At 39.2% G+C, this 16,014-nt stretch carries 11 protein-coding genes and 6 pseudogenes; 4 read left to right on the plus strand and 13 right to left on the minus strand.

The genetic code is table 11. The annotated features are described in order from the left end of the window. Nucleotides 1-253: 253 nt before the first annotated feature. The 10 genes and pseudogenes from rlmD to JCM13188_RS05290 form a co-directional block, all read right to left on the minus strand. Nucleotides 254-1,630, minus strand: coding sequence for a 23S rRNA (uracil(1939)-C(5))-methyltransferase RlmD (gene rlmD, locus JCM13188_RS05250; RefSeq protein WP_054752613.1), 1,377 nt, complete (start codon nt 1,628-1,630; stop codon nt 254-256). Nucleotides 1,631-2,039: 409 nt separating this feature from the next. After that, nucleotides 2,040-2,939, minus strand: a complete 900-nt coding sequence (locus JCM13188_RS05255) for a diacylglycerol kinase (protein ID WP_054752701.1) — start codon at nt 2,937-2,939, stop codon at nt 2,040-2,042. A gap of 70 nt (nt 2,940-3,009) precedes the next feature. Further along, nucleotides 3,010-3,377: pseudogene (locus JCM13188_RS05260) on the minus strand (VOC family protein). A gap of 22 nt (nt 3,378-3,399) precedes the next feature. Continuing rightward, nucleotides 3,400-4,157 (minus strand): annotated as a pseudogene (locus tag JCM13188_RS20450) (Asp-tRNA(Asn)/Glu-tRNA(Gln) amidotransferase subunit GatB). Continuing rightward, nucleotides 4,081-4,830, minus strand: coding sequence for an Asp-tRNA(Asn)/Glu-tRNA(Gln) amidotransferase subunit GatB (gene gatB, locus JCM13188_RS20455; protein WP_369404840.1), 750 nt, complete (start codon nt 4,828-4,830; stop codon nt 4,081-4,083). Before gatB ends, JCM13188_RS20450 begins: the two are co-directional and overlap by 77 nt. Next, entirely contained in the window at nt 4,830-6,305 is a 1,476-nt protein-coding gene (gene gatA, locus JCM13188_RS05270) for an Asp-tRNA(Asn)/Glu-tRNA(Gln) amidotransferase subunit GatA (protein ID WP_279401423.1), read from the minus strand. The genes gatB and gatA overlap by 1 nt, the downstream gene beginning before the upstream one ends. Nucleotides 6,306-6,320: 15 nt before the next feature. After that, nucleotides 6,321-6,611, minus strand: coding sequence for an Asp-tRNA(Asn)/Glu-tRNA(Gln) amidotransferase subunit GatC (gene gatC / locus JCM13188_RS05275; protein ID WP_054752615.1), 291 nt, complete (start codon nt 6,609-6,611; stop codon nt 6,321-6,323). 481 nt (nt 6,612-7,092) lie between these two features. Then, nucleotides 7,093-7,550, minus strand: a pseudogene (locus JCM13188_RS05280) (metallopeptidase TldD-related protein). Further along, entirely contained in the window at nt 7,543-8,337 is a 795-nt protein-coding gene (locus JCM13188_RS05285; protein ID WP_054752620.1) for a metallopeptidase TldD-related protein, read from the minus strand. Before JCM13188_RS05285 ends, JCM13188_RS05280 begins: the two are co-directional and overlap by 8 nt. Beyond that, a pseudogene (locus tag JCM13188_RS05290) lies at nt 8,338-9,727 on the minus strand (TldD/PmbA family protein). It lies immediately after the preceding gene. Nucleotides 9,728-9,937: 210 nt separating this feature from the next. Between JCM13188_RS05290 and pepF the strand changes: the two are divergent. From pepF to JCM13188_RS05305, 4 genes are all read left to right on the plus strand, one after another. After that, complete coding sequence (gene pepF / locus JCM13188_RS05295; RefSeq protein ID WP_054752622.1) at nt 9,938-11,758, plus strand: oligoendopeptidase F; 1,821 nt, start codon at nt 9,938-9,940, stop codon at nt 11,756-11,758. A 137-nt stretch (nt 11,759-11,895) separates the two neighbouring features. Continuing rightward, on the plus strand, nt 11,896-12,381 hold the full coding sequence (locus tag JCM13188_RS05300; RefSeq protein WP_279401425.1) for a Dph6-related ATP pyrophosphatase: 486 nt from the start codon (nt 11,896-11,898) through the stop codon (nt 12,379-12,381). A gap of 16 nt (nt 12,382-12,397) precedes the next feature. Further along, on the plus strand, nt 12,398-12,562 hold the full coding sequence (locus JCM13188_RS18055; RefSeq protein ID WP_279401426.1) for a Dph6-related ATP pyrophosphatase: 165 nt from the start codon (nt 12,398-12,400) through the stop codon (nt 12,560-12,562). 396 nt (nt 12,563-12,958) lie between these two features. Continuing rightward, complete coding sequence (locus tag JCM13188_RS05305; RefSeq protein ID WP_054752623.1) at nt 12,959-13,153, plus strand: hypothetical protein; 195 nt, start codon at nt 12,959-12,961, stop codon at nt 13,151-13,153. A gap of 102 nt (nt 13,154-13,255) precedes the next feature. Here JCM13188_RS05305 and pruA read toward each other — a convergent pair. The 3 genes and pseudogenes from pruA to JCM13188_RS05320 form a co-directional block, all read right to left on the minus strand. After that, nucleotides 13,256-14,802 (minus strand): annotated as a pseudogene (gene pruA, locus JCM13188_RS05310) (L-glutamate gamma-semialdehyde dehydrogenase). Nucleotides 14,803-14,900: 98 nt separating this feature from the next. After that, nucleotides 14,901-15,748 (minus strand): annotated as a pseudogene (locus JCM13188_RS05315) (CamS family sex pheromone protein). After that, a complete protein-coding gene (locus tag JCM13188_RS05320; protein WP_054752627.1) occupies nt 15,729-16,010 on the minus strand; it encodes a CamS family sex pheromone protein in 282 nt (93 codons plus the stop codon). Before JCM13188_RS05320 ends, JCM13188_RS05315 begins: the two are co-directional and overlap by 20 nt. Between the last annotated feature and the right edge of the window lie 4 nt (nt 16,011-16,014).

The raw sequence follows: 16,014 nt of genomic DNA on the forward strand, positions 1-16,014 counted from the left end.
CGAATTTTTCTTACCATCAAACATATGATTTCTAAAAAGGTGTTAATACATTTCCTTTATTTTTCTTATCCAAACCTCAATTTCTAGTAAAGATGAGCACTATTACAACATTTTTTTAAAATGGTAAAATTTTAATTTTTGTGTAGGCGCATTTTATACGAATACAAAAAAAGAGCATTAAATTGTTTTACAATTCAATGCCCATATTTTAATACATTTTTAATATTTAATTAGTTTATTAAGCTAATTTTGACTAATTTTCCAACACCAATTCTGTCACGCTCTCAATATGATTACTCTGAGGAAACATATCGACTGGTTGGATCTGTTTAGCACTATAACCGCCATTAGCCAGAATTTTGATATCACGAGCTAATGTTGATGGATTACATGATACATACACAATTTTCTCTGGTTTCATATCTATCATGGCTTTTAGTAGTTCTTCATCACAGCCCTTACGCGGAGGGTCAACAACAATGACATCTGGCTTTAGTCCTTGTGCTTTCCACCAAGGCATCACTTTTTCTGCTTCACCAACAAAGAACTCTGCATTATCAATATGGTTTCGTTTCGCGTTGTCCTTTGCATCGTCAACTGCTTGTGGTACTACTTCTACGCCATAAACTTTCTTCGCATGTTGAGCTAAGAAAAGTGATATGCTTCCAATCCCGCAATAAGCATCAATGACCGTTTCCTTACCGGTTAAATTCGCAAATTGTAAAGCTTGGTCATAGAGGCGCTCAGTCTGTTCAGGATTCACCTGGAAGAAAGAATGCGCTGAAATCGCAAATTCCAACTCTCCGATTTTATCAATAATGACATCTTTTCCCCATAACATTTTCGACTCGCGTCCTATGATGACGTTCGTCTGCTTAGGGTTATAGTTCTGGATAATACCTTTAATATTAGAGTCAAATGCTTTAATTTTTTCAACAAGTTTGTCTTGGTGTGGGATGTCCTTCGTTCGCGTCACAAGAACGACCATCATCTCGCCTGTATGATAACCGGAACGAACGACGATGTGTCGAATCACACCACGATGTGTTTCTTCATCATAAGGCTCGATGCCAAGTTCTTCTATAATACCGCTCATCTCTCGTACGATATGATCATTCGCCTCGTTTTGAACTGGACAAGTATCCATATTGATTATACGGTGACTGCGTTTTTGATAAAATCCTGTTAATACCTTCCCATCACGTTTGCCAACAGGAATTTGAACTTTATTACGATAACTCCACGGCTCGTCCATTCCAATAACAGGGTGGACAGGTACATCCGACATGTGGGCAATTTTGTGCATCACATCTTGCACTTGTTTTTGCTTCATCTTAAGCTGGCGCTCATATGTCATGTGCTGAATTTGACAGCCACCACATTGGTAAAATACTTCACAAGGTGGTTCAATGCGATCTTCGCTTGGTTCAATTAACTCAATTAGCTTGCCAAAAGCTATATTTTTCTTAACTTTAACGATTTTTACTTTAGCTTTTTCACCAGGTAATCCGTACGGGACAAACACTGGATAACCATCAATTTTCCCGACACCATTTCCTTCATGGGTCAAATCAACAAATTCTAAATCTATGTATTCATTTTTCTTAACTGGTGCAGCTTTTTTCGCCATTTAAATCCGTCCTTCTATCTTCATTACTTTAATATTATACGTTAAGACATGTACCGATTTAAAGTAAGAACCGCTACATACCATTAAAATAATTGACAATCACTTAGTCTTGATTATAATTATAAGTAAATAGTTGTATGTGTCACATTTATGTGGCATATACTTAAATAAGGTGGGATGCTCCAACATCCCACCCCACGCAGTCCTTGAGCAAGATAAGGCTGTTTACTCTAATAGTTGTTTTTTTCTTCACTACCTTGCTTCCCTTTTAAGCAAGGTAGTTTATTTTTGTCCAAAGTACTGATCCAATTAAATTAAATTGAACAAAATAACGAACGTATATTCGTGTTTTTGTAATAAAAAAGCAATTCATTCGGGACACCATTTCCCCAAAATGAATTGCTCTATTTTATTCTATCTCTTCTTTTGGTAAGAAAAATTCAATATGCTTATGAAGTACTTCAAATGTGCCAGGCAAATTCCCACCGTATTCTCCATCTAAATTCAACTGCATGGATGGATCTTCTGGGGTGACTTTAATTTGATTAGCGTGTGCATATACAATGTGTTCATCTTCGATATGTTGTCCTCGAAGTGCTTTGTTTGCTAACAAGACAAACTCAGCTAAATTTAACTTCTTTAAAATCATTAAGTCAAAGTAGCCATCATCCATTGTCGCATGTGGCGCTAGCTTTTCAAATCCACCTACTGAATTCGAATTAGATACGAGGAACATCATAATCTCTTCTTCCATCACTTGGTCATCATATTCGATGCGAACTTTAGTTGGCCTTAGTGACGGAAGCATCTCGATTCCTTTTAAGTAATAGGCAAGCTGCCCTAACACCGTTTTAAGCTTGCTTGGTACTTCATATGTTAACTCTGTGAGTCTGCCGCCACCAGCAATATTCATAAAGTGATGGTCGTTCACTCGGCCAATATCAAGTTTCTTCGTATGGCCTTCAACAATGATTTTTAATGCGCGCCTGAAATCACGTGGAACACGTATAGCCCTCGCAAAATCGTTTGTTGTCCCCATTGGAAGAATCCCAAGTCTTGGACGGTAATCTGCCCTTGCCATACCATCTACGACTTCATTGACCGTTCCGTCTCCGCCTGCAGCTACAATAAGATCAAATTCACGATCGCAGGCCAATTTTGCAGCGTCTCTTGCACAACCATCCCCTGTAGTTGCGTGAGCCGACGTTTCGAACCCTGCGATTTCTAATGTTTCAAGGACCTCAGGTAATGCTTTTCGCATTGCCTCTCGTCCTGATGTTGGGTTATAAATGACACGAGCTCGTTTCATACTCTCACCTTCTGTAAATTGCTTATCTAATTCAAGCATACTCCTCTTTGATAAATAATGGAAGTACTTTTTACTGCCATTCTAAAATTTCAATACGATTCCCGAACGGGTCAGTTACATAGATTCGGTCAGCGCCTGGCAGCTTGTTATCTTGTTTATAAGCAACCCCTTTTCCTTCAAGGTGTTTCATGAGCTCATCAAGATTGGTAACTTCTAGTGCTGGATGTGCTTTCTTAGCTGGGTTAAACGGTTCTTCTACACCAATATGGATTTGAATATCACCACGTTGAAACCAGACGCCTCCGTTTTTCTTAAGAGCTTCTGGCTTTTCAACTTCTTCAAACCCTAAAGCATCAATAAAAATGCTCTTGCTTCATCTTCTGAACCTCTTGGTGCGGCTAATTGTACATGATCAATTTGCTTGAACGTAAAACTCATTCCCCAGCATCTCCTCTCAAGATTAACGTTTATCAATCTCTTCAACTAAAATTTTGTTAACCATTGGTGGGTTGGCTTGCCCTTTAGTTTTCTTCATCACTTGACCGACTAAGAATTTAATAGCTCGGTCTTTACCATTTTGTAGTCAGTAATTGACTGTTCGTTTTCATCTAAAACGCCAGTAATAATCTCGCGAAGCTGACCTTCATCAGAGATTTGAACGAGACCTTTTTCCTTAACAATCTTCTCTGGGTCGCCGCCATTTGTCATTAACTCAGTAATGACCTTTTTCGCAAGCTTAGAAGATAATGTTCCTTTGTCGATAAGTTCAATCATCTTCGCTAAGCTCTCAGGCGTAAGAACTAAATCCTGAAGCTCCACTTGTTTCTTATTCATATAACCTGAAATGTCACCCATCAGCCAGTTCGTCGCCTGTTTTGGATCTGCGCCTTTGGCAATCGTCTCTTCAAAGAAGTCCGACATTTCTTTTGTATTCGTTAAAACGTGCGCGTCATACTCATCAAGTCCTAATTCGTTAACATAGCGTTCACGACGAGAGTCAGGTAGTTCTGGAATAGACTGACGAACGCGCTCTTTCCACTCTTCATCGATATAGAGTGGCACTAAGTCCGGCTCTGGGAAGTAACGGTAATCATCCGAACCTTCCTTAACACGCATCAAGATTGTCTCTTTTGATTTCTCATCATAACGTCTTGTTTCTTGTAAAATTTCGCCGCCTTGACGCAGTACTTTTTCTTGGCGTTTTTTCTTCGAATTCAAGCCCTTGGCGTACGAAGTTAAATGAGTTTAAGTTTTTAAGCTCTGTCTTCGTTCCAAACTGTTCCTGTCCAATTGGTCGAAGTGAAATGTTCGCATCACAACGAAGTGACCCTTCCTGCATTTTCACATCAGATACGCCTGTGAACTGAATGATGTTGCGCAGTTTTTCTAAGTACGCATAAGCTTCTTCAGGTGTTCGCATATCTGGTTCAGATACGATTTCAATTAACGGTGTTCCTTGACGGTTGTAGTCGACTAATGAATAGCCGTCATCACCGTGAGTTAATTTCCCCGCATCTTCTTCTAAATGAAGGCGAGTAATTCCGATTCGTTTCTTCTCACCGTTAACTTCAATTTCGATCCAGCCGTTTTCACCAATTGGCTTATCAAATTGCGAAATCTGATACGCTTTCGGGTTGTCTGGATAGAAGTAGTTTTTGCGGTCAAATTTAGTATCTGTTGCGATTTCACAGTTAAGCGCCATCGCGGCACGCATCGCATAGTTAACCGCTTCTTCATTCAATACGGGTAAAACACCTGGATACCCTAAGTCAATTGGGTTCACGTTTGTATTTGGCTCATCACCAAAAGCATTCGAGCTTGGGCTGAAAATTTTAGATTTTGTTTTTAACTCTACGTGTACTTCTAAACCTATCACTGATTCAAAATTCATTATTTGGCACCTCCAAGCTGTGGCTTTTCTTTATAATAACCGGCTGCCTGCTCATATGCATGTGCCACTCGGTAGACCGTGCTTTCATCAAAGTGCTTACCGATAATTTGTAGACCAATCGGCATGTTGTTATCAGGGTGGAATCCGCATGGAACTGAAATTCCTGGTACGCCCGCTAAGTTAACCGGGATGGTCATAATATCGTTTGCATACATGGTTAACGGATCGTCGATTTTCTCACCGACTTTGAAGGCTGTTGTCGGTGCAGTTGGTCCAATTACGACATCATATTTTTCAAAAATTTGATCAAAGTCCTGCTTAATTAGCGTGCGGACTTGTTGGGCTTTTTGTAATAAGCATCGTAATAACCTGAGCTTAACGCAAAACGTTCCAAGCATGATACGACGTTTTACCTCATCACCAAAGCCTTCACTACGTGACATTTTGAACATGTCCATCATGTCTTTAGCGTTCTCTGAACGTTTACCATAACGAACCCCGTCGAATCGAGCTAGGTTCGCTGATGCTTCTGAGGATGCGATCATGTAATACGTCGCAACGGCATATTTTGAATGCGGAAGTGATACCTCTTCCCATTCAGCACCTAATTCTTCTAATTGACCTAATGCTTTTCGGACGCTTTCTTTAACTTTCTCATCGACACCTTCGCGGAAATACTCTTTTGGCACCGCAATTTTAAGGCCTTTTACATCACCTGTTAAGGCATCGCTGTATTTAGGTACGTCAACGTTCGCACTAGTAGAATCCATTTCGTCTTGACCTGAGATCACTTCTAAAATGCGCGCATTATCTTCAACCGTTCTCGTGATCGGTCCAATTTGGTCTAGCGACGACGCAAATGCGACTAATCCAAAACGAGAAACGCGTCCATATGTAGGCTTCATTCCAACAACACCGCAGTACGATGCTGGCTGACGCACCGAGCCACCTGTATCAGAACCAAGTGTAAACGGAACTTGTCCTGCTGCAACGGCTGCTGCCGAACCACCACTTGAACCGCCTGGTACATAATCCGTATTCCAAGGGTTACGTGTCTTTTTCATGCTTGAGTTTTCAGTTGATGAACCCATCGCGAATTCATCCATATTTAACTTTCCAATATTAACGGACTCCGCATCATTAAGTTTCTTCACCACTGTCGCGTCATATAACGGATCTTCTAAATTGGATAAGATTTGACTCGCACACGTGGTGCGTAATCCTTTTGTGACGATGTTATCTTTGATTCCAATTGGCATTCCGAATAATGGGAACTGTTCAGCATCTACTCCCGCTTCATCTAATTCCTTTGCGCGGTTTAGCGCTTCTTCTTCATTTAAAGTTAAAAATGCCTGAACCTCATCATCTGTTTTACTAATTTGTTCATAGGATTCCTTAACTAAATCTGTAACCGAGATTTCTTTATTAGTTAACTTCTCTTGTAGTTCTTTAATAGTGTAATCGAATAACGACATCTCACCTTAACCTCCTTAATCTAGGATGGATGGTACGCGGAACTGACCATCTTGTTTATCCGGAGCATTCTTAAGAGCATCTTCTTTTGAGATCCACTCTTTCGGCTCATCTTTACGCATCACATTTTTCATATCTAACACATGGGTCGTTGGTTCAACATTCGATGTGTCGAGTTCATTTAACTGCTCACTGAAATCTATAATGGCACTCAGCTGCTCACTATACTTCTCAGCTTCTTCTTCATTAATCGCCAGTCTCGCAAGGTTTGCTACGTGCTTGACCTGGTCTTTAGAGATTTTTGACAATGTTCTGCACCTCCGTACAAATTAACTCACAATACTATAAAGTAAACTCGTCGATTGACAAGCCTTTAGGCAAAGTCAGAGACGTAGTTGCCCTTATGCAGGTAGATTAATTTTTTTGCACTTCCCTACCTGCTAAATAATAGCAAATCATGACTTGCTGTGACAATCTTTTCCCCAATAACATTCTAACACTAATCGAGGATTAAATAACATGATTTGCTGTACAATTTAATTGTGGGTAAAAACTGTCTTTCTTTTCTATAGGTGTTAATTTAAGTTCTATGGGTGTTAACCTCGTTCCTATGGGTATTTCCCCACTAACGATCCTTAAGGTCATAAGAAAAGCTTTTGCGCATTTACGCAAAAGCTTCATCTTAATCCTATTCACACGTAATAGCTAATTGTTTCACCAGTAACGACGGCGCGGCTGCACCATGTCCTTTCGCAAAATCTATATCATTCGCTATATCTTCAACATCTTTTAATAAGTCAAAAAGTTCCCGGCGATTGTGAGCTGGTTTGTAGCTGATTTTACTTGACCTTCTTCAATGACAAATCCTTTCGCTGCAACCGAGAAGTCACCTGAAATTTCACTGACTCCAGAGTGAAGTCCTGACAATTCAGTAATCATAATGCCATCGCCTAATTCTAGCAATAACTCATCAAGGCTATTTTCATCTGGTTCAATATAAAAATTTGATGGCTGAACAGTTAAGGCATCTTTATATGATTCACGGAACCCATGCCCAGTTGATTCAACGTTACTCTTCTTAGCCGTTTTCAAATATGAAGTAGAGTTTTTAATTTACCTGACTCTACTACGCTTACTTTTTTAGACGCGACACCTTCATCATCAAAATTGCGACCCATCAATGCGTCAGATGATTTTAGTGGGTCATCAGTGATATTGACTTTGGAGTTTGCAATCGTTTCACCCACTTTTTTTACCTAAAAGGGACAATCCTCTCTGTACATTTTCTGCAGAGAAAATAGGCGTGAACGCTTGAAGAATTGATGAAGACGCGTCGTTCCGTAACACGACTGGGTACGTTTTATTTGCGATTCGCTCCGAGTTCAAGTAAGATAACGCTTCTTTGACCATTTTCTCCGCTATCTCCTGGGCCCTCTCTGTAGATAATTCTTTCAGATACTCATTGTGAGAACAGGTTTTCGTGACTTCGCCCTCTTTCACAATCACAGCTCCACCGAAGGTCAAATGACTTTTTGCTTCATTTAATCCCAACCCTTTACTGTTAAACAAGGCTTTCTCGCACTTTTCTTTAAACGCTGCGATATAGTACGTTCTCGACACTCTAGGGTCTACTTTATAAACTTTCCTTTCAACTTCTTTAGTAAATTCAACGATCTCATCATTACCGGCATTCACCATGTCATTTTCAAAATTCTCATCTGGATAAGACGAACTACCTTCAAATACGGGTGAAAAATCCTCTTCCTCGATGATACCTGCATTTTCTTTAGCGCTGTCTAGTAAAAATTCTACTGACGATTCATCGAGCTTTTCACTATAAGCATAGCCCATTCTCCCATTATAAAATCCTCTAAAAGATACCCCCGCCTCTTCAGACATCGTATATTGATCTACTTCACCTTGATCAATCATACAAACAAAGCTTTCAGACTTCTGATAAAATAACTCATAATCTTTGAAACCGAATTCACTAGCTTTTGAGAATAATTGATTTTTAAACTCTTGAATAATCATCTACGCTTCCCCCTTTGTTCCACCGACAGTGAGTTCACTCACTCTTAATGTCGGCTGACCAACGTTGACTGGAATCAAACCTGATGATGCACCACACATACCAGCTCCGTGACCAAGGTTGTTCCCGACCATATCTACTTTTTAAGCGTATCTGCACCGTTACCAATTAACGTTGCACCGCGAACTGGACGGTCGATTTTTCCATTTTTAATCAAGTAAGCTTCTTCAGCCGCAAAGTTATAATCACCAGTAGCAGGGTTCACTTGCCCGCCACCCATATACTTGGCGAAAATGCCATACTCTGTATTCGAAATAATGTCATCAGGATTAAATTCTCCTGGTGCAATAAATGTATTAGTCATTCTTGACGTTGGGGCAAAGCGATACGACTCACGACGGCTTGAACCCGTCACATCTTGTTCCATGATTCTAGCATTTAATTTATCTACTAAGTAACCTTTTAAAATACCATTTTCGATTAATACATTGCGCTTCGCAGGCTCACCCTCATCATCGATATTAATAGAGCCCCATTCATTTTGAAGTGTTCCATCGTCAATATATGTCACTAAGTCAGAAGCGACTTTCTCGCCTACCTTATTAGAGAAAATAGATTTATTTTTCGCAACAGATGTTGCCTCTAATCCATGACCACATGCTTCATGGAAAATAACTCCGCCAAACTTATTATCAATGACAACCGGAAAGTTTCCACTCGGACACGGGTCAGCACTCAAATTTGTTACTGCGATCCGTGAGGCTTCATTGCCGTAAAAATCAAGATTCAAATTTTCTAAATGCTCCATTCCACTTAAAGCACCTGAGTTAATATATCCTTCTTCCATTCGACTCCCGTTAGAAGCAACTGATTGCACGACAAGGATATTCCTCACACGTTGATCCTCAACGAATGTTCCTTCAGAGTTTGCGATCAAAACGTTCTGCTCCTCGTCTTTTAATCGAATCCGAACTTGTGAAATCGATTCATTATACCGTTTGGACGCTTCATGGACTTTTTTCATCACATTCACTTTACGTGCTTTATTAACAGACTGTGGCATTTGTTCAATTGGATGAAGCACCTTTGCTTTATGATAGTCCAACTCTGTTAATGATAGTTTAGCGTCACCCTTAACCGTCTGCGCAACTTTTTCGCTGCCTTCAATAATCCTTCTTTTGCAAAATCTGTTGTGTATGTATATGTGCTCTGGATTCCTTTAAACACGCGAATGCCAACTCCAAAGTCTCGACCTGACAAGCTATTTTCAACTAATCCACCTTGTAAGGACAAATTATTCGTTAATCGATCCTCGACAAAAACTTCCGCGAAATCGCCACCAGTACTTAACGCTTCATTCAAGATATCTTGAACGACTGTTTTGCTTAGCATTAACCTTCCCCCTTTTCCCTAATACAACCTATTATAACTTATTTTTCCAAAAATTCAGCCGTTTTTAGAACGAATCATTCTCCGACTCAAGACTGAAATTGACTTGAATATTTATTTTCTTATAAAAATTCTGTCATATTTAACACAACAGACTCATTTTGTTTTATAATACTTAGTATTCCGAAATAAATTTTACGGGGAGGAATTCAAATGGCAAAAACAAGATTACAACGTCACGAAGTACCAGTCGAACAAACTTGGAAATTAGATGATTTGTTCGTAACAACAGAAGATTGGGAAGCAGCTCTTAAGGAGATTGAAGGTTCCGTATCCAATGTATTGCAGTACAAAGGGAAGCTAGGTGAAGGACCTGATGTATTGTACAATTGCTTAGAAGAGCAAGCTAAACTCCATGAAAAAATCGTTCCTGTCGCAACCTATGCCAACCTTCGTTCATCTGAAGACGGTACAAACCCTGACAACCAATCAAACTCAGGTAAAGTTGCCTCAACACTTGCGCAGGTTGGAGCAGCATTGAGCTTTGTCGACTCTGAAATTCTAGCATTACCAGATGGCACGATTGAGAAATATCTCAAAGAACATGATGAATTAAAAGAATATGAAAATTTCCTTAAAGATCTACTAAAATATAAACCTTACACTCTATCACCAGAAACAGAAGAGGTGTTAGCTTCTTTAAGTGAAGTCCATAGCGCACCTTATACCATTTATCAGCGCAGTAAATCCTCGGATATGCAGTTTGATGACTTTGAGGCAAATGGCGAAACTTATCCGAACTCTTTTGCGTTATTCGAAGATGAATATGAATTATCTTCAGATACAACTCTCCGTAGAAGTGCTTATGATTCATTCGTTAACACATTAAAACAATACCAAAACACGTACGCGGCAACTTATGCAACAGAAGTTAAAAAGCAAGTTCAATTATCTAAAGCACGCGGTTATAAAAACGTTACTCAAATGTTACTTCAACCCCAAAAAGTTAACGAAGAGATGTACCACAATCAATTAGATGTCATTCAAAAAGAACTAGCTCCGCACATGCGCAAGTTTGCCAAACTAAAGAAAGAGGTTCTTGGTTTAGATAAAATGACCTTTGCGGATTTAAAAGCACCACTTGATCCTGAATTTAACCCGACAACAACTTATGAAGAAGTAAGCGAGACTATTTTAGAAGCCTTATCTGTCATGGGGCCTGAGTACACTGAGATTATGAAAAAAGGACTCAGTGAACGCTGGGTGGATTACGCTGATAACGTCGGTAAATCAACAGGTGCATTCTGCGCAAGCCCTTATGGTTCACATCCATATATTTTATTAACATGGACAGGTGCCATGCGTGGTGGCTTCATTCTAGCACACGAACTTGGCCATGCTGGACATTTCTATCTAGCTAACCAAAATCAGCGAATCTTTAATACACGTCCATCAACATACTTTGTTGAAGCACCATCGACGATGAACGAAATGCTTCTTGCAGATCATCTTTTATCCAAACATAGTGATGATGACCGTATGCGTCGCTGGATTATCTTGCAATTACTTGGTACTTACTATCACAACTTTGTGACTCATTTATTAGAAGGTGAATTCCAGCGCCGAGTATATGACCTAGCTGAAAAAGGCGTCCCGCTTACAGCTAAAGTGTTAAAACAACAAAACGTGAAGCACTCGAGAACTTCTGGGGGGGATACTGTTGAGCTAGATGAGGGTGCTGAGCTTACTTGGATGCGCCAGCCGCATTACTACATGGGATTATATCCATATACGTACTCAGCTGGATTAACCGCTTCAACGTTAGTTTCACGAAAAATCAAAGAAGAAGGCCAACCTGTTATTGATCGCTGGTTAGAAGTTTTAAAAGCAGGTGGCACTAAAACACCACAAGAACTAATGGAGTATGCAGGCGTTGATATGACATCGCCTGAACCAATTAAAAAAGCCGTTAATTATGTCGGATCGTTAGTTGATGATTTAGTGAAGAGCTATCAAGAGTCTGCTACAAAATAAAGTTCTACCCTCTGCATAAGCAGAGGGTTATTTTATCTCTTCATATTGATAAGTAATAGCATCATTGGATTCTTTTATAGAACAATTTAACACTCAGATGATAAACTAAAGATAAAATCAACCTCGAGGTGAATTTGATGAATAAAGTGATGCTATCTTTTAGCGGCGGAAAAGACTCCGTATTAGCGCTTCATAGATTAATAAATAATCCTAATTATGAAGTGTCTAACCTGTTAATTACAATGAGTGAAGACTATAATCGTAGCAGTATACACGGCATTCGTAATGAATTGATTGAGGCACAAATAGAAGCTCTTAACCTACCCGCTAAAAAGGTATTCTTACCTGACCCGTGCCCAAACGAAGTATACGAGAAGGCCATGTCAGATGTGATGAATGAAGCGATTCAAGATGGAGTGACCCATGTTGCATTTGGAGACATTAATTTAAAAGATATTAGAGATTATCGCGAAAAGCAGCTTGAGGGATTACCAGTAGATGTTTTATTTCCATTATGGGACGAACCAACGAGCGGTCTAATAGAAGAATTTATTCAATTGGGTTATAAAACCGCCATCACAACACTTGATCCGAATAAAGTCCCTAAGGCGTTTTTTAGGTAGAGTCATAGATAAAAGTTTGTTAAATGAACTTCCTAAAGACGTTGACCCTTGCGGGGAGAATGGTGAATTTCACACCTTTACGTATGATGGGCCATTGTTTAAACAAAAAGTCGACTTGAAATTGACTGATAAAATCGTTAAAGGTACTTATTATTGGTATCGAGATTTTGTTTTATCGTAAACAAAAATATCTTAAAATTAAAATTTTACCCTAACTCAACCAATAAACCAATACCTTTTTAATCAAATAGGTCTATCGATACAAAAACTTGAACAAGTAAATATGAACTAGTTAAATTAGTTACATTTAACTAAAGTATTTCATTTATGTAATGAACAATCATTGAAACGCCTATAAATCAACATTTTATCACCGATTCAAAATATAACGCTAGTTATATCACCCCTATGGTTATATTTTACCGGTTAGTAAAATCTTTAAATATAACCATACTATTTTATCATGTTTAATTATCTGAATATTGTTATAATTATGGCAAGCAGTTTATAAAGCAAGGTAGTGGTTAGCCCTGGTCCTGTCGTTGGCGAATAGGAACGATGAAAGGAGGGGTATAAAGTGAAGTATTACGAAAGTACTTTTGTAATACTGGCGGTGGTAGGTGGGCTGACAACTATGTCGGATACACCTGTGATCGTCTTGCCAATGTTCGTGTTTATTGGCAAAAAGAAGCTGCCTTGCTTTTGGCGGAAGCAAGACAGCGCGTCACATTTGCGTAATGGGTTTCCGTTAGCCACATTCCTTGTGGCATAAACTGCGGGAAGGGTACGGAATTGAGTCTTCAATTCCTACCCTTTACCCATTTTATACATCTATATTTAAGATATAACCTAAATTTTTAGTTTCTAATCTTTTTTATAACATCTCTGAAACTGTTTTACCTTGCATGAAGTTGTAAAGGTAATCTGGTCCACCAGCTTTAGAGTCTGTACCTGACATGTTGAAGCCACCAAATGGATGGTAACCAACGATTGCTGCTGTACAGCCACGGTTGAAGTATAGGTTACCTACGTGGAAGTCTTCTCTAGCTATTTCTAAGTGGTTTCGGTTGTTAGAGATGACTGCACCTGTTAGACCGTAATCCGTGTTGTTTGCAATGTCTAAAGCTTCATCAAAGTCTTTTGCTTTAGTGAAAGCCACAACTGGACCGAAGATCTCCTCTTGCATAATGGTTGCTTCAGGATCCACATCAGCAAAGATTGTTGGATTAATGAAGTAACCTTTCGAGTCGTCTCCTTCTCCACCGAATACTAACTTTCCTTCATTTTTACCAGTGTCAATGTAACCCATGATCTTATCATAAGCACCTTGGTCGATAACTGGTCCCATGAAGTAGTTCTTATCTGTTGTATTTCCAACTGTGATATCTTGAGTCAGTTCTTTAACACGCTCTAATAAATCATCGTAAACGTCCTCATGCGCTACAACACGTGAACATGCTGAACATTTCTGTCCTTGGAAACCAAATGCAGAGTTCATAACTGATTCAGCTGCTAATTCTAGGTCACTATCGCTATCTACGACAATCGTGTCCTTACCACCCATTTCAGCAACTACACGTTTTAGCCATTTTTGGCCTGGTTGAACTTTTGCAGCTTTCTCAAAAATACCCGTACCAACATCACGAGATCCTGTGAAGCTTACGAAACGTGTTTTAGGGTGTTCTACTAGGTAGTCACCGATTTCGCTACCGCTACCTGGGATATAGTTAATAACGCCAGCTGGCATACCTGCTTCTTCTAATACTTCCATTAGTTTGTAAGCAATAACTGGAGTTGCACTTGCAGGTTTTAATAAGACAGTATTTCCTGTAACCATTGGCGACACTGCAGTACCACACATAATAGCGAATAGGAAGTTCCAAGGTGAAACGACTAAACCTACACCTAATGGAATATATCCGAAACGATTATTTTCAACCGGACGGCTATTAATCTCTTTATCTTTCGCAATTTCTAGCATTTGACGACCATAGTATTCTAGGAAGTCAATACCTTCTGCGATATCTGCATCTGCTTCTTTCCACGCTTACCGCCTTCGTGAATAATCCAAGCATTGAATTCATGCTTACGACGACGTACGATTGCTGCTGCGCGGAATAGAATATCAGCGCGCATTTCTGGTGTCGATTTTCTCCACCATTCGAATGTTTCATCCGCAACTTGCATCGCCTTTTCTGCAAGCTCTTTGTCAGCTTTAGATACATAACCAACTACTTCGTCTTTCTTAGCTGGGTTAAATGACGTTAATTTATTGTCTGTATAGATACGTTCTCCGCCAATGATTAGTGGGTACTCTTTACCGAGTTCACTTTTTACAAGGCTTAGAGCTTCTTCCATTGCTTTTTTGTTTTCTTCAAGAGTAAAATCTGTAAATGGTTCATGACGATATGGTTGTACCATATTAAAAGCCTCCTTAATTCGTTTTTGACCGCTATTGTAGCGCTTCCATTGTCTATTTTAAACGAAATGTGTCAGTCAATCAAATCAAAAATTTTAGATTATTCGTAAATGTGTACACTCGGATTCTCTTCGCCGGCCTTCCGATAAATTAACGCCTCTTGCTGGTTCGGCGATTCCACAGTTATTTCAACATCATAAGAAGTAGGGAAATATTCAATAATTAAGCTATACAAGTGTTGTGAAAAAGCCACAACTTCTTGTTGACCATAAAATTCAATTGGAATATTAATAGACATATTCCGTAATTGATCCCCTTCATAGAACCCTCGTCCAATGACACCTGTATAATTTGGAAAAATGTTTGAACTTGTTGAGTGAATTCATTCATTAATTCATATTGATCATAGTAGTTCTCTTGAGCTTCATCAGATGGAAACAATACATGGTTTTCATTTATGCTGTCCCAATCCTGAACTTGTTGTGATAACGGCTCAACTACTGTTTTGGCAACAAAATTACCTGGAATAATCGCATTGTTACTATTTTCACGGTATAAAGCAACCATTACTGGAACATTTTCTAGTTCTTCAATATCCCTAATTCTAGATAAAAGAGAATTCGTTACCTCTTTACCTTTTGACAACATTTCATCATAGCTAATATCAGTTGAATAAGAGTTTCCTTCGATGCTGAATGAGTATTCAGATTTTAACGCAATCCCTATTGCAATGCCGCCTAATTCAACTCGGTTATCTTTTGTCCGCACGAGATAATTGTGTTCTAAAACGTGCGAGAAAATCCTAGGATTCTCTTCATGATACTTCTTCTTTTTACTGTTCTTATTCGGAGGATTTAGTGAGTCAATCCAGTCAAAGATCGTTCCTTCATCTAGATACTGTCCTTCTTGAAATAAATAGTCATCCGGACTAAAACGTATCTTTCGCATGTCTAATTAACCCAAGTTCTAATTCATCCACATCGTACCCATTTGCAACCTGGCCTGTAATCGTACCTCTAGCTGCACTTGGCTTATAAGGAACAATAGTTTGATAGTCGTCCTCATTATACCGATTCGGAATAATTTTAGTTGTTTGTTCTTCTGGATTCGTTTCTTCCTCTTCCTGCACGACTTCTTCATCCGATTCGTATTGTGGTGTACAGGCGGATACGATGAGAAGAACTGATAATAATATTGCTAACTTCTTCATGTCT

The sequence above is a fragment of the Piscibacillus salipiscarius JCM 13188 genome, from assembly GCF_001311865.1.
In the GTDB taxonomy this organism is placed as follows: Bacteria; Bacillota; Bacilli; order Bacillales; family Alkalibacillaceae; genus Piscibacillus; species Piscibacillus salipiscarius.